The 22,492-nt window shown below is 65.2% G+C and carries 21 protein-coding genes; 17 read left to right on the plus strand and 4 right to left on the minus strand.

The genetic code is table 11. The features are described 5' to 3' along the window. Positions 1-256 precede the first annotated feature (256 nt). Positions 257-1,054, plus strand: coding sequence for an endonuclease domain-containing protein (locus ACTIAO_RS06050; RefSeq protein WP_441905377.1), 798 nt, complete (start codon positions 257-259; stop codon positions 1,052-1,054). Positions 1,055-1,269: 215 nt separating this feature from the next. Here the strand turns inward: ACTIAO_RS06050 and ACTIAO_RS06055 are convergent, their stop codons facing one another. The 4 genes from ACTIAO_RS06055 to ACTIAO_RS06070 are packed head-to-tail and all read right to left on the minus strand — an operon-like array spanning position 1,270 to position 5,318. Then, a complete protein-coding gene (locus tag ACTIAO_RS06055) occupies positions 1,270-2,043 on the minus strand; it encodes an ABC transporter ATP-binding protein (protein WP_441905378.1) in 774 nt (257 codons plus the stop codon). Beyond that, positions 2,040-2,978, minus strand: coding sequence for an ABC transporter ATP-binding protein (locus ACTIAO_RS06060; RefSeq protein ID WP_441905416.1), 939 nt, complete (start codon positions 2,976-2,978; stop codon positions 2,040-2,042). The genes ACTIAO_RS06055 and ACTIAO_RS06060 overlap by 4 nt, the downstream gene beginning before the upstream one ends. A 31-nt stretch (positions 2,979-3,009) precedes the next feature. Then, positions 3,010-3,987: a branched-chain amino acid ABC transporter permease gene (locus ACTIAO_RS06065; protein ID WP_441905379.1), complete on the minus strand. Its 978-nt coding sequence runs from the start codon at positions 3,985-3,987 to the stop codon at positions 3,010-3,012. A gap of 2 nt (positions 3,988-3,989) precedes the next feature. Then, entirely contained in the window at positions 3,990-5,318 is a 1,329-nt protein-coding gene (locus ACTIAO_RS06070; RefSeq protein WP_441905417.1) for an ABC transporter permease subunit, read from the minus strand. Positions 5,319-5,582: 264 nt separating this feature from the next. Here ACTIAO_RS06070 and guaB point away from each other — a divergent pair, with 264 nt between their 5' ends. The 16 genes from guaB (at position 5,583) to ACTIAO_RS06150 (ending at position 22,419) form a co-directional block, all read left to right on the plus strand. After that, positions 5,583-7,085: an IMP dehydrogenase gene (gene guaB / locus ACTIAO_RS06075; protein ID WP_441905380.1), complete on the plus strand. Its 1,503-nt coding sequence runs from the start codon at positions 5,583-5,585 to the stop codon at positions 7,083-7,085. A 38-nt stretch (positions 7,086-7,123) separates the two neighbouring features. Beyond that, the gene (locus ACTIAO_RS06080) at positions 7,124-7,597 is read left to right on the plus strand and encodes an OsmC family protein (RefSeq protein WP_441905381.1); all 474 of its coding nucleotides are present in this window, start codon (positions 7,124-7,126) and stop codon (positions 7,595-7,597) included. A gap of 42 nt (positions 7,598-7,639) precedes the next feature. Then, entirely contained in the window at positions 7,640-7,885 is a 246-nt protein-coding gene (locus ACTIAO_RS06085) for an AbrB/MazE/SpoVT family DNA-binding domain-containing protein (protein ID WP_441905382.1), read from the plus strand. Beyond that, positions 7,882-8,259, plus strand: a complete 378-nt coding sequence (locus tag ACTIAO_RS06090; RefSeq protein ID WP_441905383.1) for a type II toxin-antitoxin system VapC family toxin — start codon at positions 7,882-7,884, stop codon at positions 8,257-8,259. The genes ACTIAO_RS06085 and ACTIAO_RS06090 overlap by 4 nt, the downstream gene beginning before the upstream one ends. Positions 8,260-8,286: 27 nt before the next feature. Continuing rightward, positions 8,287-9,720, plus strand: a complete 1,434-nt coding sequence (locus tag ACTIAO_RS06095) for a glycoside-pentoside-hexuronide (GPH):cation symporter (protein ID WP_441905384.1) — start codon at positions 8,287-8,289, stop codon at positions 9,718-9,720. Continuing rightward, positions 9,707-11,677, plus strand: coding sequence for an alpha-amylase family glycosyl hydrolase (locus tag ACTIAO_RS06100; protein ID WP_441905385.1), 1,971 nt, complete (start codon positions 9,707-9,709; stop codon positions 11,675-11,677). Before ACTIAO_RS06095 ends, ACTIAO_RS06100 begins: the two co-directional genes overlap by 14 nt. A 2-nt stretch (positions 11,678-11,679) precedes the next feature. Continuing rightward, positions 11,680-12,795: a GuaB3 family IMP dehydrogenase-related protein gene (locus ACTIAO_RS06105; RefSeq protein ID WP_441905418.1), complete on the plus strand. Its 1,116-nt coding sequence runs from the start codon at positions 11,680-11,682 to the stop codon at positions 12,793-12,795. 55 nt (positions 12,796-12,850) lie between these two features. Further along, entirely contained in the window at positions 12,851-13,618 is a 768-nt protein-coding gene (locus tag ACTIAO_RS06110; protein ID WP_441905419.1) for an SURF1 family protein, read from the plus strand. 125 nt (positions 13,619-13,743) lie between these two features. After that, complete coding sequence (locus ACTIAO_RS06115; protein ID WP_441905386.1) at positions 13,744-15,228, plus strand: FAD-binding oxidoreductase; 1,485 nt, start codon at positions 13,744-13,746, stop codon at positions 15,226-15,228. A gap of 72 nt (positions 15,229-15,300) precedes the next feature. Then, complete coding sequence (locus ACTIAO_RS06120) at positions 15,301-16,206, plus strand: sugar phosphate isomerase/epimerase family protein (protein WP_441905387.1); 906 nt, start codon at positions 15,301-15,303, stop codon at positions 16,204-16,206. Positions 16,207-16,223: 17 nt separating this feature from the next. After that, a complete protein-coding gene (locus tag ACTIAO_RS06125; protein WP_441905388.1) occupies positions 16,224-17,474 on the plus strand; it encodes a Tm-1-like ATP-binding domain-containing protein in 1,251 nt (416 codons plus the stop codon). Next, positions 17,471-18,388, plus strand: a complete 918-nt coding sequence (locus tag ACTIAO_RS06130) for a creatininase family protein (RefSeq protein WP_441905389.1) — start codon at positions 17,471-17,473, stop codon at positions 18,386-18,388. Before ACTIAO_RS06125 ends, ACTIAO_RS06130 begins: the two co-directional genes overlap by 4 nt. A gap of 58 nt (positions 18,389-18,446) precedes the next feature. Next, the gene (locus ACTIAO_RS06135; RefSeq protein WP_441905390.1) at positions 18,447-19,124 is read left to right on the plus strand and encodes a GntR family transcriptional regulator; all 678 of its coding nucleotides are present in this window, start codon (positions 18,447-18,449) and stop codon (positions 19,122-19,124) included. A gap of 132 nt (positions 19,125-19,256) precedes the next feature. Then, entirely contained in the window at positions 19,257-20,120 is an 864-nt protein-coding gene (locus tag ACTIAO_RS06140; RefSeq protein ID WP_441905391.1) for a branched-chain amino acid ABC transporter permease, read from the plus strand. Then, on the plus strand, positions 20,117-21,187 hold the full coding sequence (locus ACTIAO_RS06145; protein WP_441905392.1) for a branched-chain amino acid ABC transporter permease: 1,071 nt from the start codon (positions 20,117-20,119) through the stop codon (positions 21,185-21,187). Before ACTIAO_RS06140 ends, ACTIAO_RS06145 begins: the two co-directional genes overlap by 4 nt. Continuing rightward, complete coding sequence (locus tag ACTIAO_RS06150; RefSeq protein WP_441905393.1) at positions 21,184-22,419, plus strand: ABC transporter substrate-binding protein; 1,236 nt, start codon at positions 21,184-21,186, stop codon at positions 22,417-22,419. The genes ACTIAO_RS06145 and ACTIAO_RS06150 overlap by 4 nt, the downstream gene beginning before the upstream one ends. Positions 22,420-22,492: the final 73 nt, after the last annotated feature.

Raw genomic sequence — 22,492 nt, forward strand, 5'->3', positions numbered from 1 at the left:
CGGTGGCCGGCCGCACTGCGCACGGCGCGCACTCGTTCTGCACAGGTGACGATTCCGGCGAGCTTTCCACGGAACGTGGGAATCCGCGGATGCCGCCGCACCCGGACGCGGCACGATGAAGCGCGTGCACCACAGAACGAAACTCCCACGCCGACTCGGCGACCGCTTCTCCGTCACGGACGCGGAGGCCATCGGCATCCGACCAGGACGGCACAGCGCTCGCGACTTGCATCGTCCGTTTCGTGGTGTCCGCTCCATGAACGAGCCGACGACGTTCGACGATTGCGTGAGCAGCTGCGCGGTCCGGCTCAAGCCGGGGCAACGGTTCGGCAGAACGACCGCCGCGCGGCTGTGGGGGCTCCCTCTTCCGACGATGTGGAAGGAGGGCGAGGCGATCGACGTGGTCGTCCCGACGGGCACGACGCCACCGAAGACGGCAGGCATTCGTGGAAGCCGGCTCAAAGTCGAGCGGGCCGAAACCCGAATTCTCAAGGGTGTGCCCGTCGTCGATCCCATTGCTGCGCTGTTTCAGTGCGCACAGGATCTCACTGTCGAGCAAGCCGTCGTCATGATCGACGCTCTGGTGACACCGGCGATGAACTATCCGGGTCTCGGGCCGGGGAAACCGATGGCGACGCTGGCAGAGATCGAGGCGCGCCTGTCCGCATGGCGTCAGTTCCCCGGTTACCGCACGATTCGTCGTGCGCTGCCACTCGCACGCTTCGGGGTGGAGTCGCCGAAAGAGAGCGAGACGCGACTGCTCATCATCGGCAGCGGGCTCCCCGAGCCGACGGTGCAGCACGAGGTGTGGGTGGCAGGAGAGATGATTGCACGCCTGGACCTCGCGTACCCAAGGCTCAAGATCGGCATCGAGTACGACGGCGACGGGCATCGCACCGAGAAGGATGAGTGGCGCCGGGACATCCGACGCCAACGGGCACTCCACGCAGACGGATGGAACACACTTCACCTGACGGAGGACGACCTCGCCGAAGACGAACGGGACACCTTCATCGAGCAGGTCAGGCACGCGATCGCCATGCGCACGAAGTGAGCGCCCGGCTCCGACCCGCGCGCGTTGGCGATCCATGCGCGTCGTCGGTCCACGCGCGAAGTGTGAGCGGGCGCGGGATGGATTTCGTGGCTGTCGCCGCGTTCCGGGGCCGGAAATCCAGCCCGCGGGGGCGGGAACGGGGGCGTGGATGCCGGGGCGGGGGCGTGGATGCCGGGGCGGGGGCGCGGATGCCGCGCAGCCGCGCCCCGCGCCCCCTAATCCTCCCCGAGCGTGCCCAGGTACAGGCCGATGACCTTTGGATCGTTCAGCAGCGCACGGCCGGTGCCGGTGTAGGCATCGTGGCCCTGGTCGAGCACGTAGCCGCGGTCGCAGATCTGCAGGCAGCGCCGGGCGTTCTGCTCGACCATGATCGTCGTGACGCCGGCCTTGTTGATGTCGGAGACGCGGATGAACGCGTCATCCTGCCGCACCGGCGAAAGCCCGGCCGAGGGCTCATCGAGCAGCAGCACGGACGGATCCATCATCAGCGCCCGGGACATCGCCACCATCTGACGCTCACCGCCCGACAGGGACCCTGCTCGCTGCTTCAATCGAGCGCCGAGCTCCGAGAAGATGCCGGTGACGAACTCCAGCCGCTCCTTGTAGGCCTTCGGCCGCTGGATGATCCCCATCTGCAGGTTCTCCTCGATCGACAGCGAGGGGAAGACGTTGTTCGTCTGCGGGACGAAACCGACCCCGCGCTGCACGAGCTGGTTGGCCTTGAGCCCGACGATGCTCTCGCCGTTCACGAGGATGTCGCCACCGCGCACCTTGACCTGTCCGAAGATCGCTTTGAGCAGCGTCGACTTGCCGGCGCCGTTCGGGCCGATGATGCCGATCAGCTCACCCTGGGACGCCGTCAGGTTCGTGTCGGTGAGGATGTCCACTCCGGGCAGATAGCCCGCGGTGAGCCCCTTGACCTCGACGACGATGTTGTCGGTGCGGGGAGTGGGCGCTGTCTCGGCCGCGGCGGCAGAGGGAGTGCTCATGAGTTGTCCTCCTCAGCGGCCTGGACCGCGGCTTCGTGGTCCTCGCGGATCTCCTCGAGCATCTCCTCGGCAGACTCATCGAGCTCTCCCGAGTAGCGCCCGGTGACGACACCGAGGTCGACATCCTGGTGGCTTCCGAGGTACGCGTCGATGACGGCCTTGTCCTGCATGACGGAGTCCGGCGGACCCTCGGCGACGATCCGGCCCTCGGCCATCACGATCACCCAGTCGGCGATATGGCGCACCATGTTCATGTCGTGCTCGACGAACAGCACGGTCATGCCCAGATCCTTCAGATCGAGGATGTGATCGAGCAGCGACTGCGTGAGGGCAGGGTTCACGCCGGCCATCGGCTCATCGAGCATCACCAGGCTGGGATCGCGCATCAGCGCGCGTGCCATCTCGAGCAGCTTGCGCTGACCTCCCGAGAGGCTCGCCGCATAGTCCGCAGCCTTCGCGTCGAGTTTGAAGCGCGCGAGAAGGTCCATCGCCTTCGCCTCGAGCTCGGTGTCCTGCTTGCGCCAGATCGCGGGGATGAGGCTCGGCAGGAACCCCTCGCCCTTCTGATTCGGTGCGCCGAGCTTCATGTTCTCGAGCACCGTCAGCAGCGAGAGTGCCTTCGTGAGCTGGAACGTGCGCACCTGCCCCATCTGCGCCACCTTGAACGAGGGGATGCCGGAGAGCTGGTGCCCATCGAAGCTCCACTTGCCGGTGTTGGGCTTGTCAAACCCGCACAGCAGGTTGAACAGCGTCGTCTTGCCGGCACCGTTCGGGCCGATCAATGCGGTGATGGCATGGCGGGGGATCTCGACGTGCTCGACGTCGACGGCGGTGAGACCGCCGAAGCGCCGGGTCACATGATCGGCGACGAGGATCGGATCGACTTTCTCGCACCCGGGGACGGCGTCGCCCTTGTGCAGTCCGGCCGTCTTGATCCGTCCCGTCTTGGGCGTGCTGGCTGCGGAGTTATTTGACAAAGGTCAGCTCCCTCTTGTTTCCGAGGATTCCCTGCGGGCGGAATATCACCAGCAGCATGAGGGCGAGTCCGACGATCACGAAGCGGAGCGTGGCCGCCTGGATCGCCGACATCGGCAGGATGCCCTGCGCGGCGAGGCTCGGCAGGACGCCCTCGAGGAACGCCATGATGACCCAGAAGATCACCGCGCCCAGTGCAGGACCGAAGACCGTGGCCGCTCCACCGAGCAGCAGGATCGTCCAGAGGAAGAACGTCAGCGACGTCGTGTAACTCGCTGGCACCACCGCCGATGGCAGGGCGAAGACGGCACCGCCGAGTCCGCCCATGATTCCACCGATGACCAGGGCCTGCATCTTGTACGAGAAGACGTTCTTCCCGAGCGAGCGCACCGCATCCTCGTCCTCGCGGATGCCCTTGAGGACGCGTCCCCACGGGCTGCGCATCAGCGCCCACACCAGATAGATGCATATGGCGAGCACCAGGATTCCGAAGACGCGCACCCAGAACTGGTTGGCGTTATAGGTCCACGGACCGAAGCCGTAGGTGCCCTCGGGGAAGGGGTTCGCGTCACGGAAACCGGCGTGGTATCCGCCGAGTCCGTCCGCGGCGTTGGTCTGCTCCTCGAACGCGGTCGAGGTGAACAGCAGTCGGACGATCTCGGCCGCCGCGATCGTCGCGATGGCGAGATAATCGGCACGCAGCCGCAGAGTCGGGATGCCGAGGATGAAAGCGAACACCGTCGACATCACCATGCCGACGATGATGCCCACCCACCAGGGCAGTCCGAAGGTCAGGATGGATATCGCGTAGCTGTATGCACCGATCGCCATGAAGCCGGCCATGCCGAAGTTGAGTAGTCCGGCGTAGCCGAAGTGGACGGCGAGTCCTGTAGCGGCGATCGCGTAGGCGATCGTTGTCGGGCTCAGCATCCAGGATGCCGTATTGCCGAAGATTGCTCCCCAGTCCATGGTCAACCGATCCTTTCTCTTCGACCGAGAATGCCCTGTGGTCGAAACAGCAGCACCAGAATGAGGATGGCCAGCGCCCCGACGTACTTGAGGTCGGAGGGCAGCCACAGCGTGGAGACTTCGACGAGCAGGCCGACGACGATCGATCCGATCAGCGCGCCGAAGGCTGTGCCGAGTCCGCCGAGGCAGACCGCGGCGAAGATGAGCAGCAGGATGTGCACGCCCATGTCCCAGCGCACCCCGGGCCGGAAATAGGCCCACAGGATGCCGCCGAGGGCGGCGAGTGCGGATGCCAGGATCCAGACGATCCGGATGACCCGGTCGACGTTGATCCCGGATGCCGCGGCGAGGGAGGGGTTGTCGGAGATCGCTCGCGTCGCCTTGCCCGTGCGTGTCTTCAGCAGCCAGAACGCGACGGCGACGAGGACGACGATGCTCAGACCCATCGACATCATGTCGATCGAGCTGAGCTGGATCGGACCCCAGATCTGGATCTTCGGTGCGCCGGCATTCGGAAGCTGCACAGTACCGCCGCCGAAGAAGAACAGGAACACGTAGCGCAGCGCGAACGAAAACCCGATGCTGACGATCATGAGCGGGACGATTCCCATTCCTCGTTTTCGCAGCGGCTTCCACAGGCCGACGTCCATCAGATAGCCGAATATCGCTCCACAGATGACGACGAGCGGGATCGTGAGCCACATCGGTAGTGCCAGAGAGACGCCGAAGACCACGGCCATCACGGCGCCGAACGTGACCATCTCGGCGTGTGCGAAGTTCGTCAGGTTCATGGTGCCGAAGATCAGCGAGACGCCGATCGCGGCGAGCGCGAGCAGCAATCCGAAGTTCAGGCCGTTGATGACCCGTTCGACGAGCTGATCGACGAAACTCGTCGTCTCACGCACGCCTTCGCCGAGGAAGAGGTTGACGATGACGCGGTTACTGAGCGCGAACTCCACCTCCTGCGAGGCGGATTCGCCGTCGACGATCACGCCGTCCGGCAGCGTTTCTTCATCGACGGTGAGCTCGTAGGTGCCCTTCTCCGGAACGTAGAGGGTCCAGCGCCCGGTGTCGTCAGTCTCGGTTTCGGCTTCGAAGCCATTGCCCTTGATCGAGACGGCGACGCCCGCAAGCGGGTCGGCGTTGTACTTGATGACGCCGGCGAAGAAGAAGTCGGTGACCTCCTGCTCGTCGGCACCGCCGTCTTCGCTGTCCCCTTCTGACGAGGATGTCGTCGCCGCGTCGGCCCCGCCATCGGTGTCGGCGAATGCCGCTGGCGCCGCCATGAACAGCATGCTCGCTGCCAGCAGAGCGCTCACCAGCGCGATCATCCAGGGCACGGCCCTGCGTTTGTGGCCGGTCGACAGTTCCACGAAACCTCCCTTGTCGTCCCAGGGGTGCCGAAGCTTCGGGTCGCATCGGCGGTGATGAACGACGATATGAGCGTAATGTGTCAATTCTGTTTCGTGCCACTGTCCGGTGTGTCGGATGCAGTGTCGTTACCAAACGGCGTCGCGGCTCGGGGGAATTTCTCGCGCCGCAGGACGTTTAGAATTGGTGAACGCGACTCGCCCACGCCTGCAGGAGGATCATCCATGGACCAGCACGATCCCTTCGGTTTCGTCGGACTCACATACGACGACGTCCTTCTTCTTCCCGGGCACACCGATGTGATCCCCAGCGAGGCTGACACCTCGTCGCGCATCACGCGCCGCATCTCCGTGGCGACTCCGCTGCTGTCCAGCGCGATGGACACTGTCACAGAGTCGCGTATGGCCATTGCGATGGCGCGCGAGGGCGGTATCGGCATCCTGCATCGCAATCTGTCGATCGCTGACCAGGCGGCGCACGTCGATCGCGTCAAGCGCAGCGAGTCGGGCATGATCACCGACCCCATCACGACGACGCCGGATGCGACCGTCGAAGAGGTTGACGAGATGTGCGCGAAGTACCGCATCTCCGGGCTTCCCGTCGTCGATGACGAGGGACGTCTCGTGGGCATCATCACCAACCGTGACATGCGCTTCGTCTCGGCGTTCGAGCGCCCGACGACGTTCGTGAAGGACGTCATGACGTCGTCCGATCTGGTCACCGCTCCCGTGGGCGTGGCTGCGGGTGAGGTCATCGCGCTGTTCGCGAAGCACCGTGTCGAGAAGTTGCCGCTGATCGGCGAGAACGGCAAGCTCGCGGGCCTGATCACGATCAAGGACTTCGACAAGAGCGAGAAGTACCCGCTCGCGACCAAGGACGAGCAGGGGCGACTGCGTGTCGGGGCCGCGATCGGCTTCTTCGGGGACGCGTGGGAGCGTGCCGAGGCGCTGCGGGATGCTGGTGTGGATCTGCTCGTCGTCGACACCGCCAACGGTCAGTCTCAGGGCGTCATCGACCTCGTGCGCCGGATCAAGGCCGATGAGTCGTTCGAGCACATCGATGTCATCGGTGGCAACATCGCGACCCGTGAGGGGGCGCAGGCGCTCATCGACGCGGGCGTGGATGCTGTGAAGGTCGGCGTCGGCCCCGGATCCATCTGCACCACTCGTGTCGTCGCCGGAGTCGGTGTTCCGCAGGTGACTGCGGTGTACGAGGCATCCCTCGCAGCCCGCCCCGCGGGCATTCCGGTGATCGCCGATGGCGGTCTGCAGTACTCCGGCGACATCGCCAAGGCGCTCGTCGCGGGGGCGGATGCTGTCATGCTCGGTTCTCTCCTGGCAGGAACCGACGAGTCTCCGGGTGAGATCGTCTTCCAGTCCGGTAAGCAGTTCAAGCAGTATCGCGGCATGGGCTCGCTCGGTGCTATGCAGACCCGCGGCAAGCAGACCTCGTACTCGAAGGACCGCTACTTCCAGGCGGATGTTCCCAGCGACGACAAGCTCATCCCGGAAGGCATCGAGGGGCAGGTTCCGTACCGCGGCCCGGTCTCGGCTGTCGCCTACCAGCTCGTCGGGGGACTGCGTCAGTCGATGTTCTACGTCGGCGCTCGCACGATCGAAGAACTCAAGACGCGCGGCAAGTTCGTGCGGATCACCTCCGCCGGCCTCAAGGAGTCGCACCCGCACGATGTGCAGATCGTCGTCGAGGCGCCCAACTACAAGAAGTAGCGGCGGTGGCGGTGCATCGTTGCGCCGGATGACGGTTCGTGTCTGCGTGTAACGAGCGCATTGCGCGCGACGTCTCCACCGCGGCGCTCACCTACACGGTCACCGGGCGCGGGGTCGGCTCCGTGGCGACGGAGATCCAGGCGGGCAAGCACCGTTTCCTCGTGGACGAGCCGAGCGCGCTCGCCGGGGATGACGCAGCACCCAGCCCCGTCGAGTACGCGCTGGGCGCGCTCGTGTCGTGCCAGGTCATCGTGTTCCGCCTGTACGCGCAGTCGCTTGGGCTCACGATCGACGAGATCGAGATCACGGCAGAGGGAGACCTCGATGCGCGCAAGCTCTTCGGAATCGACGAGTCCGGCCGCGCGGGCTTCCACGACGTACGCGTGAAGGTCGACATCGATGGCCCGAACACGGTGGAGGAGTACGAAAACCTCCGCCGGGTCGTCGACGCGCACTGTCCGGTGCTCGACATCTTCTCGAACCCCGTGCCGACGTCGGGCTCGCTCGCCTGACGTGCGATCCCACCGGGGTCCATCAAGTGGTATTCTTCAATCATGAGTACCACCTATGTGACGTCAATGGGAGATCGTGGGAGGCTGGTCGTTCCGGCGGTGCTTCGCGCGAAGCAGCACTGGGATCTCGGAACCCCCCTGCTGTTCATTGAGACTGACCGTGGCGTTGTGCTGGCTACGCGTGAGCAGGCGAAGCGTGCTCTGCGCGAACAGCTTGCCGGCGTCGATCTCGTCGGCGAACTGCTCGCAGAACGCAGAGCGGATGCGCTCGCAGAGGACCATTCGTGAGCGTTCTTGACGCGTCGGCTGTTCTGGCATTCCTTCAGGGAGAGCCTGGTGCTGATCGGGTCGAGCAAGAGCTCGAAGGAGGAGTGATCGGCGCCGCGAACTGGTCGGAGATTCTGCAGAAGGTGCGCGCAGCTGGCGCGGACTGGGCAACTGCACGGGCGCTGGTGCAGAGCTACAACGTTCGCGTCGAGCCGGTTTCCGCCGCGGACGCCGAAGGTGCAGCGTCACTCTGGAAACGCGGCTCCGGACTCTCGCTCGGTGATCGCCTCTGCCTTGCATTGGCTGAACGGCTCGACACAGCGGCACTTACTGCAGACCGTGCGTGGGGAGAGTCGGATCGTGTGATTCAACTGCGCCCTCCGGCATCCGATTGAGGCGAGCGGTCCCGCTAGGCTGATGCGATGACGGAACCTGCGGCCGTCGGCAGTGTTGCCGACATTGTGCTGCCCCCGCGCAGCGGGCCCTATCGCCGCAACGCCTGGGGCTTCGGGCTGGGCACTCTCGGCCGGGACATGGCGGCCACCATGGTCTCGATGTTCCTCCTCGTGTACCTCACCGAGGTCGTGCAGGTCTCCAACGCGGTCCTCGCCGCCATCACGGTCGTCCTCGTCGTGATGCGACTGTTCGACGCGGTCAACGATCCGGTGATGGGGCTCGTCGTCGACAACACGCGTACGCGCTGGGGCAAGTTCAAACCGTGGATCGCGGGCGGGGCGCTGGCCTGGGCTGCCGCCACCGTGGTGATGTTCTCCGACTGGGGCGTCGAGGGTCCGCTGTTCGTCGTCGTCTTCGTGATCGTGTACCTGCTGTGGGAGGTCGCATACACCGTCAACGACATCTCGTACTACGGAATGCTGCCGTCGCTGTCGCGCAATCAGATCGAGCGCGAGCGGATCGGTGTCGTCGCGCGCGTCTGCGCGAACATCGGGATCTTCGGCTTCGTGATCGGGCTCGTTCCGATCACCTCGGCGCTTGAGGATCTTCTCAGCTCGGCGCAGTCCGCCTGGCTCGCGCTGGCCGTCGCGGTCGCGGTGATCCTGCTGGTGTTCCAGACGATCACACTGGTGACCACGAAGGAGCAGATCGCGGGCGAGCGCGTGCACACTCCGTTGCGCGAACTGTTCTCAGTGATCGCCCGTAATGACCAGCTGCTCTGGGTGACGCTCGCGATGGTGCTGTTCATGACCGGGTACACGGTCACGACGAGCCTCGGGCTGTACTACTTCACGTACATATATGGCGATGTCGGAATGTACCCGGTGTTCGCAGCGATCCTGGGCGTCAGCCAGATCGGTGGACTGCTGCTGTTCCCACTCGCCTCCGCCAAGCTGGGGCGTCGCCGCGTGCACCTGCTTGCGACAGTGTCCTGCGCCGTCGGCTACGTGGTGTTCCTGTTCGCCGGAACCTCGATGCTGTTCATCGGGATCGCCGGGGTTCTGCTGTTCGCGGGTCAAGCGTTCATCCAGCTGCTCATGATGATGTTCATCGCCGACTCGGTCGAGTACGGCCAGTGGAAGCTCGGTCGTCGGAACGAGTCGGTCACCTTCTCCCTGCAGCCGTTCATCTACAAGGCGGCAAGTGCCCTGGCATCCGGAGCGATCGGCGTCACGCTCATCCTGTCGGGAATCAACGATGCCGAAAGCGCCGCCGACGTCACCGACGCCGGAGTGCTGGCGTTCAAGATCGCGATGATGGTGGTCCCGCTGGTCCTCGTGGTCGTCAGCTGGCTGATACTCGCCCGCCGATACCGGCTGGATGAGACCAGGTACGCCCAAATCGTCGCCGATCTGCGTCAGCGCGAGAGCGCACAGGAAGTGCGCGATGGCGAGTCCTGACTCCAGCATCCGACTCAAAGACGTGTACGCGCATCCGGTCGGCCGGGATGCCATCGACAAGATTCTGCTGCAGCTGGGGCGCTCGCGGCGGTGGGTGACGAACCCGCTCGTCGCGAACCTGCCGCTGCGCACGCTCGGACGCCTCGCCGGCCGGTTCCTCGGCCCCGGGCTCGCGGAGGCGCTTCTCGCGATCCTCGCCGAGCATCCCGAGCGCGTCGTCGCCGACGCGAGCGCGGCGGGATCCGATCCGCCATGGTGGCAGAGCGCGGTCTTCTATCAGGTGTATCCGCGCTCCTTCCAGGATTCCGACGGCGATGGCATCGGCGACCTGCGCGGACTCATCGGCCGCCTCGACTACCTGCGGGACCTCGGCGTGGACTGCGTCTGGCTCTCGCCGATCTTCGATTCTCCGAATGAGGACATGGGCTACGACGTGCGCGATTACCGCGCCGTGATGACCGAGATGGGCACGCTCGCCGACCTCGATGAGCTCATCGCCGGATGCCACGAGCGGGGCATGCGGATCATCCTCGACCTCGTGGTGAACCACACCTCCGAGCAGCACGAGTGGTTCCAAGCGGCCATCGCCGACCCCGACGGGCCGTATGGCGACTATTACCACCTGCGCCCAGGAGCGGACGGCGAAGACGGCACGGGGAACCCGCCGAACAACTGGACCTCGTTCTTCAGCGGCAGCGCATGGCGGTGGATTCCCGAGGCGAAGCGCTGGGCGCTGCACCTGTTCGCCCCAGGGCAGATGGATCTGAACTGGGAGAACCCGGCGGTGCGTGCCGAGGTCGCCGACATCGTCCAGTGGTGGCGGGCCCGGGGGATCGACGGGTTCCGGATGGACGTCATCAACTACATCTCCAAACGCGACGGCCTACCGGACGGCAACGAGGCGATCGGTCGCCTCATGGGCTTCTTCGGGATCGAGAACTACTTCTTCGGGCCCCGTCTGCATGAGCACCTCCATGAGCTGCGCGCGAAGGGTTTCACCGGTGGCGGGAAGCCTGTGGGCGTGATGGTGGGGGAGACGCCCGGCGTCGGCATCGAGATGGGGCGGCTGCTCAGTGACCCCGAGCGCGAAGAGCTCGATCTCGTGTTCAACTTCGATGTGCTCGATATGCCCGGGCGCATCCGCTGGGACGACTATCGCTACGACCTGCGGTACCTGAAGACGTTCTTCACCGAGCTGCTGACGCGGATCGGCCCCGGCGATCGCGCCGCACTCTTCTTCGACAACCATGACAATCCGCGGATGCTGTCCAAGGTCCTCGGCTCGCGCGTGACAGACCCGCACCTGCGCGCCGCGCTCGCCAAAGCTCTCGCGACGATCCAGCTCACGCTGCGCGGAGTGCCGTTCCTCTTCCAGGGTCAGGAGATCGGCGCGATCGATCAGCGCTTCGCCTCCCTGGCCGAGCTGCGCGACGTGGAGTCGCTGAACCGCCATGCCGAGCTGCGGGCCGACGGTCTGGGCGAGGCGGAAGCGTTCGCGGCGGTGCTGCCGGGGGCGCGCGACCACGCCAGGGTGCCGATGCGCTGGGAGCCGGGAGCGCAGGGAGGATTCACGACTGAACTGCCGTGGCAAGCGGGCAGTGAGGACTCGACCGGCTTCACCGTCGCCGAGCAGACCGACGATCCGGACTCGGTGTGGAGCTTCCACCGCGACCTCATCCGACTGCGTCGTGAGCACCCGGCGCTCGCGGGCGGTGGCATCCGCTTCCTCTCCCCGCGCTCACGCGACTGCTTCGCATGGGTGCGCACCGCGGACGACGGATCGGACGCGTGGCTCATCGAGGTGAACCTCACGGACCGGCCGATCTCGCGTCCGCGCGGGATGCCGGATGCCGAGCTCGTTCTCGACAGTGCGGTGCAGGGGCAGTCGCTTGGCCCGTACGGGGCCCGCGTGAGTCGGATCAGCCGCCCGGGACCTGCGGGTAGGCTGGACGGGTGAGCATGGACATCGAACTCGGTCGGGCCAAGCGCGCGCGTCGCGCATACACGTTCGACGACATCGCGGTGGTGCCCTCGCGGCGAACCCGCAACCCCGAAGACGTCTCGACCGCGTGGACGATCGACGCCTTCTCCTTCGACACCCCGGTGATCGGCGCCCCGATGGACTCGGTCGTGAGCCCGGCGACGGCGATCATGCTCGGGCAGCTCGGCGGTCTCGGTGTGCTCGATCTCGAGGGCCTGTGGACGCGCTACGAGAACCCCGAGCCCCTGCTCGCGGAGATCGCCGCACTCCCCGCCGAGAAGGCGACCGTGCGGATGCAGGAGCTCTACTCCGAGCCGATCAAGCCCGAGCTCATCACCTCGCGCCTCGCCGAGATCCGTGAGGCCGGTGTGACTGTCGCCGGATCCCTCACCCCGCAGCGCACGCAGGAGCTCTACGACACCGTCGCAGCCGCAGGCGTCGACCTGTTCGTGATCCGCGGCACCACGGTGTCGGCCGAGCATGTCTCGAGCGTGGCCGAACCGCTGAACCTGAAGAAGTTCATCTACGATCTCGATGTGCCGGTGATCGTCGGAGGTGCTGCCACGTATACGACGGCCCTGCACCTCATGCGCACCGGAGCGGCGGGTGTGCTCGTCGGGTTCGGCGGCGGAGCAGCATCCACCACTCGTGCGGTTCTCGGCATCCACGCCCCGATGGCCACGGCCGTCTCGGACGTCGCCGCTGCACGTCGTGACTATCTCGACGAGTCTGGCGGACGCTACGTGCACGTCATCGCCGATGGCGGCGTCGGCACGTCCGGCGACATCGTCAAGGCACTCGCCATGGGTGCGGATGCCGTCATGCTCGGCGTCGCTCTCGCTCGTGCGACGGATGCTCCGGGCCAGGGCTTCCACTGGGGCCCCGAGGCGCACCACTCGCAGCTCCCGCGCGGACGCCGCGTCTCGACGCCCGGCATCGCGACGCTGGAGGAGATCCTCTACGGGCCGGCTCCGGTCGCCGACGGCACCGCCAACCTCATCGGGGCTCTGCGCAAGTCGATGGCCACCACCGGGTACTCCGATCTCAAGGAGTTCCAGCGGGTCGAGGTCGTCCTCGCACCGTACGAGTCGTGACGTCCCTCGAGCACTCGTGACGACACAGGAGTTCCCGCCGACGCTGCGCGAGGTCATGCTGCGCGGCCGCTGGATCGCGGTGCTGTGCGCGTGTCTCGTCGTGGCCGGGGTGTTCGCGTTCCTCGGGCAGTGGCAGCTCGAGCGCGCCATCGATACTGATCCGCCGCCAGCAGGTGTGACCGAAGAGGTGCGACTGCTCACCGATGTTGTGAGTCCCGGTGAGTATGTTCCTGAGCCCCTGGTCGGCCAGCGCGTGGAGACCGCGGGGACGTGGGTCGCTGGTGATTTCCTGGTCGTCTCCTCGCGATTCAACGATGGCGATGGAGCTGATGAGGGCGTCTCGGGCTACTGGGTCACCGGACAGCTCCGCGTCGCCGAGCGCACCTCGATCGCCGTCGCGCTCGGCTGGGCTCCCGATCGCGAGAGCGCGGATGCTGCGGCGGTGGCGCTCGAGAAGACTGCAGCCGGCACCGAAGCAGACATCACCGGCCGCATCATCTCCGACGAGGGCACGGCGCTCCCACCCACCAATGATCCGTTCGCGATGAGCAAGATGTCCCCGGCCATGCTCCTCGGACAATGGCACGAGACGGAGGAACTCTCGATGTTCCGGCCGTACCTCGCCTCGACGACGGCTCCCACAGGGCTCGTCGACATCGTCTCGCCCGCACCCGACGAGCTCTCCAGCGTCAATTGGCTGAACGTCTTCTACGCCATCGAATGGGCGGTCTTCGCCGGATTCGCGTTCTACATATGGTATCGCCTCGCCAAGGACCGCTGGCAGCTCGAAGTCGAAGAGTTCGAAGAGCGCACCGCCGCCTGATCAGAATGCTTGACAGGCTCTTGAAGACACCTTAGTGTTCTTACTTGTATACAGGTTTGGATACACGTTCTGGTGAAGAAGCCGGATGGCTTGTGAACCGCATGATGGTCAGACAAAGGAGTGCTGTGAGCGGATCAACGACGGCGAGCGCGGTGGACGGGGGACGATTTCTCCGTGGCCACATCGCTCGCGAGCTGGCTGCAGTGGTCGGTGCCGATCACATCAGCATCGATGCCCACGTCCTGCAGGAGCAGGCGGCCGACTGGTCATGGTCGTCCAAGTACCTGACGTATCGCGATCTCGAGCAGCCCGCGGCGGACTTCGCGGTCTGGCCCGGTACGACCGGTGAAGTCGAGCGCGTGGTCCAGATCGCCTCGGACTACGGCATTCCGATCGTCACCCGCGGTGGCGGCTCCGGGACCCAGGGAGGGACGTTCGCCCCCTACGGCGGAATCAGTCTTGACCTCGGACGCCTCGACCAGATCATCGAGATCGACGAGGACAGCCTCGTCGTCACGGTCGGCGCCGGCATCGACGGACCGACGCTCGAGGAGAAGCTCAATGAGAAGGGGCTCACTCTCGCGCACTATCCCGGGTCGTACCACCTCGGCGCGACCATCGGCGGCTTCGTCGCCGCGCGCGGCTCCGGCGTCGTCTCGACAAAGTACGGCAAGGCAGAGGACCAGGTCGTGCAGCTCGAGGTCGTCGTCCCGCCCGGGCGCACGGTGGAGACGCTGCGGGTTCCGAGCCACGCAGCCGGCCCTGACCTGCTGCAGACGTTCGTCGGCTCGGAGGGAACGCTCGGTGTCATCACGCGGGTATCGCTGCGTGTTGACCCTCTGCCCGAGACACGCGGTTTCCTCTCATTCAGCTTCCCCGACATCTTCGTGGGGATGGAAGCGGGACGCCGGATCATGACCAATCGACTTCGTCCCGCGGTCATCCGGCTCTACGACGAGGCGGACAGCCGCAAGCTGAAGGACTGGGTGGGAACGCCCTTCACCGGCACGCTCATGGTCGTCATGTGCGATGGCGCTGAGGAGCTCGTCGACTACGAGACCCGTGCGATCACCGCGCTCGTCGAAGGTGCCGGTGGAACATCCCTCGGACCCGATGTGGGCCAGACCTGGTGGGACGGCAAATACGAACCGTATGCGAAGGGCAAGCTGCCCCAGCCGCCGCTGATGTACGGCACGTTCGACCAGGCCGCGCGATTCGCAGATCTGCCCGCCATCTACCGGGCCAAGAAGAAGATCGTCGAAGAGGAGTTCGCCGAGTACGGTGCGCGCTATACCGCCCACCTCTCGCACTGGTACGACTGGGGCGCGATGCTCTACGACCGGTTCTACGTGGACGAACCGCCGACGGACCCGGCCGAGGCGATGGCGCTGCACGACAGGCTGTGGGACGCCGGCATCCTCACCGGGCTTTCGCACGGTGGTGTCCTCAACGACCACCACGGCGTCGGCATGAAGCTCGGCCGCTTCATGCGGCCGCAGTACGGCGCCGGGTACGACCTGATCCGAGAACTCAAGAACGCGTGGGACCCGGCCGGAATCATGAACCCGGGCAAACTCGGATTCGGACCCCCCGCCAACGGGACCTGGTGATCCCGCCAAGCCGACGTCAGACAATCAACCCGCAACAATGGCACTGAGTGCCGGAACTCAAAGGAGAGTGTGATGCACCTGTCGATGCACAACTGGATGCGCGCAGAGCCGATCGAGACCACGATCGCGCGTCTGGCGAAGTACGGCTACAAGAGCCTGGAGATCTCGGGTGAGCCGGAGAAGTACGATGCCAAGCACGTGCGCGGCCTTCTCGACCACTACGGTCTGAAATGCTGGGGCTCGGTGACGCTGATGGTCGACGGCCGCAACATGCAGGCCGCCGACGAGCAGGTCCGCGCGATGAGCGTGCAGTACGTGAAGGACTGCATCCAGCTCGTCCACGATCTCGACGGCAAGATCCTCACCCTCGTGCCGGGCACGGTGGGCAAGGTCGTCCCCGACGGCACGCCGGAGGAGGAATGGCGCTGGCTGGTCGAGGGGACCAAGGAGGTTTACGAGTTCGCCGAAGCCAAGGGCGTCCGCGTGGGCATCGAGCCGCTGAACCGCTTCGAGTCGTACCTCATCACGCGTGCGGAGCAGGCACTTGCGCTCTGCGCTGAAGTCGGACCGAACCTGGGCGTGGTCCTCGATGCTTTCCACATCAACATCGAAGAGGCCAATCTGTACGACGCCATTCGCTTGGTCGGCAAGGACAAGCTCGTCGACGTGCACGTCGCGGAGAACAACCGGATGCCCTGCGGCTACGGCGACTACAACTGGCAGGAGTTCGTCGGAGTGCTCAACGAAGTTGGCTACGACGGCGCGCTGACAGCAGAGTTCGTCGCACCCGTCGACCGAACGCCGGCGAACAAGTATCCGAACGCGTTGGAGACGAACTTCGAGGGTCTAGAAATTCCGCCGGAGCAGCTGAAGTTCATCATCGACCACGGCTCGTCGATCCTCACCGAGGAGTTCTACGACTGGCTGGTCAAGGCGAACAGCGAGACGCTGCTGCCACTGATCAACGACGTTTTCTGAGGAGGGGAGGGCTCGCCATGGGGAAAGTCGTCATCGTCGCGACACTCGACACCAAGGGGACGGAGGTCGCCTATCTGCGTGACCGTCTGAACGCGCTCGGGGTCGACACCGTCGTGCTTGACAGCGGCATCCTCGGCGAGCCGACCGGAATCGTGCCGGACGTGAGCAACGCAGAACTGGCGGAGTCCGGGGGGACTACCATCGCCGAACTGCGCGCGTCCGGCACCCGGGGCAGCGCGGTCGCGCAGATGCGCGACTGCGCGATCGCCTGGGTGCGCGAGCATCATGCGGCGGGTGAACTGACCGGCGGCATCAGCGTGGGAGGTGTGGGATCCGTGATGGGTGCCGCGGCGATTCAGGTGCTGCCGGTCGGCATCCCGAAGATCGTCGTCGCACCGACCGCCAGCGGTCACCACGAATTCGCGCCCTATGTCGGCACGAAGGATGTGCTCGTCATGCACTCCGTCGTCGACATCCTCGGACTGAATCCGGTGCTGACGACCGTTTTCGACAACGTCGCCGCGGCGATGGCCGGGATGCTCCAGCATGGGCATCCGCTCACACCACCGGCATCCGGTCCGAGATACGTGGCGACCACCATGCTCGGCAACACGACGGCAGCCGTCGGTGCCGTCCGCGATCGACTGTCAGAGCATGACTGCGAGACTGTCGTCTTCCACTCCAACGGCGTCGGCGGGCCGGCGATGGAGGAACTGGCCGTCGACGGGCAGTTCGTCGGCGTCATCGACTACACGACCAATGAGATCAACGATCCCCTCGTGGGCGGGATCCACGACGGCGGCCCCGACCGGCTGCGCAAGGTCGGCCTCGCGGGGCTCCCTCAGGTGCTGGTGCCGGCCTGCATCGACTTCTCGGTATGGGCTCCGGCGTCCATCCCGCAGGAGATGCGCTCGCGACCCCGTTACGAGCACAATCCGGAGTACACGCTCGTGCTCGCCACGCACGAAGAGAAGGCAGAGATGGGACGCATCTTCGCCGAGCGCGTGAGCGAAACCACCGGGCCGGCGCTGATCATCATGCCGATGCGTGGGCTGTCCATCCCCGCGACACCAGACGGTCCGTTCTGGGACCCCGAGGGCGATGCGCTCTTCCTCGCAGCGCTCCGCGCGCATCTTCGCGACGACATCGAGATCCGCACCATCGATCTTCACTCCAATGACCCCGCACTCGGCCGAATCGTCGCCGATGCCTTCCTCGAACTTCTCGCCACCTCACCGATAGCCACCGCACCCAAGGAGTACGCATGACTACCCGACCTGAGCGCAAGATCGCCCGACTGACGGAGGGCGACGACGACTGGCGCTCGCAGTTCCGCTCCTGGAATCTCGCCCACCTCTCGTACGTCGACATCGCGGAATACCTGAAGACCAAGGACACGGTGATCGTGCCGATGGCCAGCACCGAGCAGCACGGTCCGCACCTTCCGCTGTACACCGATACGATCACCGCCGTCGAGATCAGCGAGCGCATCTCCGAGCACATCGGAGTGCTGCACACGCCGCCGCTGTGGGCGGGCTACTCGCCGCAGCACATGTACGGCGCCGGAGAGGGGCGCGGCACCATCACGCTGCGCGCGAGCACGCTGTTGAACCTCATGAACGATGTGGCGCGCAGCCTCATCCACCACGGATTCAACCGCATCATCTTCATCAACGGCCACGGCTCGAACACGAAGGTCGTCGACCCCGTGCTGCGCAAGCTCCGATACGAGACCGGTGCGCTGATCTCGTTCGTGAAGCCCTTCATGGAGCGCTACACCGGCATTCTCGAGGGTCTGATGGAGAACCCGCCGGAGGAGACCCCCGGGTGGCACTCCAGCGAGCTCGAGACATCTCAGGACCTCGCTTGGAACCCGGACCTGGTGCGGATGGAGCGCGCGGTCGACACGCGTGCGCACACGCCCGCGTTCCTTCCTGATGCGTTCAAGAAGAACGACGGGATGCCGGACACCGAGTTCGAGGGATACCAGTACTTCACTTTCCCGATGGACCATCACGAGTTCGTCGACAACGGCATCATCGGCAACCCGCTGCGCGCCACGGCCGAGAAGGGGGAGGAGGCCTTCCGCCGGTACAGCGAACACGTCGCGCGTGGCGTGCTGGAATTGGCCAAGGCTCCCGTCAAGGTACACTCACGTGAATTCATCGATCGGACGATGTGACCCGGTGGACGGTCCCGCGCATGCGTGACCGGGAACCGAAGACGAGCGGAGCAGCAGCATGACAACTCTCACCGAGCACGGGTCTCGCGTGGACGTCGCCTATGAGTGGCTGCTGACCGAGATCACCGGGTTCCGGCTGCGGGCTGGCACGCCCCTCAGCGAGAACAAGATCGCGACCCAGCTGGGGGTCTCGCGCACGCCAGTGCGAGAGGCCCTCCAGCGGCTCGAGAAGGAAGGGCTGATCACCCGAACCGACAACTCCCGATTCACTGTCGCGCAGATCAGCCGGTCCGAAGTCAACGATGCCTGCGACCTCCTCGTCGCACTCGACACGTACATCTTCACGAAGGCCGCCGCGAAGCTCACCGAGACCGATGCGCAGCTGCTGCTGGACTCGGTCGAGAGGATGAGCGCTGCCGCTGCCACAGGAGACCGTGTGGCGTGGAGCGACGCGGACCTGTTCTTCCACAGGACGGTCAACGAGATCGCCGGAAACAGGCTGGTCGCAGAGACGGTCAAGGAGACGCGTCGGCGCATCCACCGCTTCTGGCTGCGCGCATCGACGCACCAGAACCGGCTGCAGAGTTGCTCCGATGAGCACCGTGTGCTGACGCAGGCGCTGGTCGCGACCGACATCGATGCGATCGGCCCTGCCGTCGAGGAGCACATCGGCCACATGCGCGACGGCATCCTCGACATGATCGCGGGAGCAGAAGCACTGCTCGGCGAATACTAGGCACGCGATCGACGCAGTGCCGCACCCTTGTGGCTTTGTGTCCTAGCTTGTATACAAGAAGGGATACGAAGTTGTGTCCACCTCTGAATGAGTACAAAGAACCATTCCAATGACGGAACCCGAGAGGCAGTAATGGAGCAGTTTCTCCTGGTCACCCTGAACGGGTTGTCCCTGGCGGGCGTGTACTTCCTCGTCGCCAGCGGGCTGACCCTGATCTTCGGGCTGATGCGCGTGATCACGATGGCCCACGGCACGATGTACCTGCTGGGCGGATACATCGGATACGTCATCGCTCGGGAGACCGGACAGTGGTGGCTCGCCATCCTGGGTGCGGCGGCGGTCGTGGGGCTTCTGGGGCTGTTCATCCATCAGGTACTTATCCGTCGTTTTCAGGACGACGACATGCGGGTGGCGCTGATCACCCTCGGCGTATCGCTCATCGGCGCCGATCTCATGTCGGCAGTCTTCGGTGGCGTCGCCTACCAGGTGCCCGCTCCCAGCGCCTGGATGGAGAGCATCTCGCTCCCGGGCGTCGGTGCATACCCGTTGGCGCGTCTGCTGATCCTCGCGCTCTCGGTCGTGATCGGAATTCTGCTCTGGCTGCTGATCAATCGCACCCGCTACGGATCGATCGTTCGTGCGGGAGTCGATGACAGTGCCATGACCGCGGCCACAGGCGTCAATATCCGTCTCGTGTTCGCATCCATCTTCGTGCTGGGATCCGCACTCGCTGCCATCGCGGGCGTCGCCAACGGCACGCTCTTCCCGTTGCTGCCGGGACAGGACGGCGTATTCCTGCTGTACTCGCTCGTCGTCGTCATCGTCGGCGGGATGGGCAGTATTGCCGGTGCTGCAGTCGGGGCGGTGCTGGTCGGTCTCATCTCGCAGTTCGGGCTCGTCTTCGCGCCGAGCTATGCCAACGTGCTGACGTTCGCACTCATGGTCGTGGTGCTCGCCGTTCGCCCGCAGGGAATTCTTGGGAGGAAGACCGCATGACTGAGAACATGCCGGCCCGGCAGCGGCGGATTCGCTGGGGCATCATCATCCCGGTGGCAATCCTCGTTGTCGCCATCGCCTTCCCATTCGTCGTGGATCGACCCCGGTTCTGGATTCCGAACATCGGCGTGAAGACGATGTGGCTCGGCACGATCGCGATGAGCATGGTCTTCCTCAACCGGTACCTGGGCTTGCTGTCACTGGCGCAGGTGACGATCGCGGGAGTCGCGGCGTACGGCGTGGGGTATTTCGCTGTGACCTCCGGCTGGCCCTATTCCGCGGCCATGATCGTCGCCGTGGTGATCGGCACTGTGTTCGGTGCGATCATCGCTCTGATCTCCGTGCGCACCCGAGCGATCTACTTCCTCATGATCACGCTGGCGATCGGGCAGGTGTTCTACAGCTGGGCTTCTCAGGACGCGGCCATCACCGGAGCGCGTCGCGGCATCGCCCCGATCACGCGTGATGAATTCGGACCGCTGGATTTCCGCAACCTGACGACCTTCTACTTCGCCGCGCTCGCGCTCGCCGTGGTGTGCTATCTGCTTTGCCGGTGGGTGGGGGCGACGCCATTCGGCTACGCGCTGCAGGGGATCAGAGACTCGCCCGAGCGCATGCAGGCGCTCGGATACCGCATCGGCCTGTATCGCGTCGGGGCCGTCACCTTCGTGTCGTTCATCGCGTCTCTCGGCGGCATCATCATGGTCTTCGACCGTGCTCAGGCAGATCCTGACCTCGTCAGCCTCGGATCCACACTGGATGTGCTCGTTGTCGCCGTCATCGGCGGGATCGGCTCGCTCGGCGGGGCATTCGTCGGCGCGCTGCTGTTCAGTCTGCTCGACAGCTTCGCTCAGGACCTCACCGATCGCTATATGACCCTGACCGGAGTGATCTTCATCGCGATCCTCTATTTCGCACCAGCGGGCCTTGCCGGGGTGTGGAAACAGCTCAATACCGCCCTGCGCGCACGGATGAGACGGCGGCGTGGACGCGAAGAGCCCGACCTTGCATCACAGGGAGCCGCCGACCCGGCGGACTCCGCACTCACGAAAGGAACGAAGCAATGACGCTCAGAACCAGATCCAGGATGCTGCCAGCACTCGCCGGCGCCGCCGCCCTCACGCTCACGCTCGCAGCCTGTCAAGGAGGGCAGTCCGACGGCGGAGACGGGGGAGGAGATGCCAGCGACGAGATCGTCATCGGAGTGCTCGCGGTTGACTCCGGAAACCTCTCTTTCGCCATGGGGGAAGCGGAGCGCGCCATCCAGGCTGTGCTCGATGAGAACGGCGACGAGATCGGCGGCAAGGAGCTTCGACTGATCTACGAAGGAACGGACGGAACCACCGGTTCCGCGCAGGATGCCGTGCGCAAGCTCGTCGAGAACGACGGCGTCGACATCGTCCTCGGACCCGCATCGGGAGACGAGGGCGAGACCGTCGTGCAGTACGCGCTGACCGCACCCGAGGTCACCTTCGTCAACGGTGCCGCAAGCCCGGTCGGGATGACCCTCGAGGGAGCGGAGAACTTCTTCCGCTTCATGGGCGACTCGGCCATGTGGATGGGTGGGCTCGGAGAGTACGCGTACACCGAGAAGGGCTACGAGTCGATGTACATCCTCTCCGAGGACTACTCGTTCCCCTATGACAACGCCGGCGGCTTCTTCGATGAGTTCTGCGCCGCGGGCGGTGAGCTGGTCGGAGCGTCATGGGTGCCGGTGGGCACGCAGGACTACGCGACGATCATCGCGCAGATCCCTAGCGAGGTCGACGCGATCTATGTCGGGCTCGGCGGAGCGGATGCTGCGAGCTTCCTCGCTCAGGCAGTGAGCAATGGCCTGGACAAGCCGATCGTGGGCGGGTCGATCACCGTCGACCAGACCGCGCTCTCCGGTGACGCGAACATCAAGGATGCGGCCATTGGCACGATCACCGGTGGACCGGTGCCCGGAGTCGGCTACGACAACCCGGAGTGGACGACATTCACCGAGACCGTCGAGAACCCGAACATCTTCACGCTGCTCTACTACCAGGCCTTCGACGCCATGTACCAGGCGCTGGCCGAGGTCGATGGCGACCTGAGCGATGACCAGGCAGCATTCCGGGATGCCATGCAGAACATCTCCTACGAGGGGCCGGCAGGACCGATGACGCTCGACGAGAACCGCCAGGCGATCGTCGACAACTTCCTCACCGAAGTGGTCGAGGGTCCGGATGGCTCGCTCATCACCGAGCAGATCTCGCAGAAGTCCGACGTGGCGCAGGGCACGACGGTGTATGACCGTTTCGAGAGCTGCCCCTGAGTGATGCGGGTCGGGGGGGCCCCTCCCGGGGGCCCCCCCCCCCCCCCGCCGGAAAAATAAAACACCACAGAAA

Source organism: Microbacterium sp. (genome assembly GCF_052099035.1).
GTDB lineage: Bacteria > Actinomycetota > Actinomycetes > Actinomycetales > Microbacteriaceae > Microbacterium.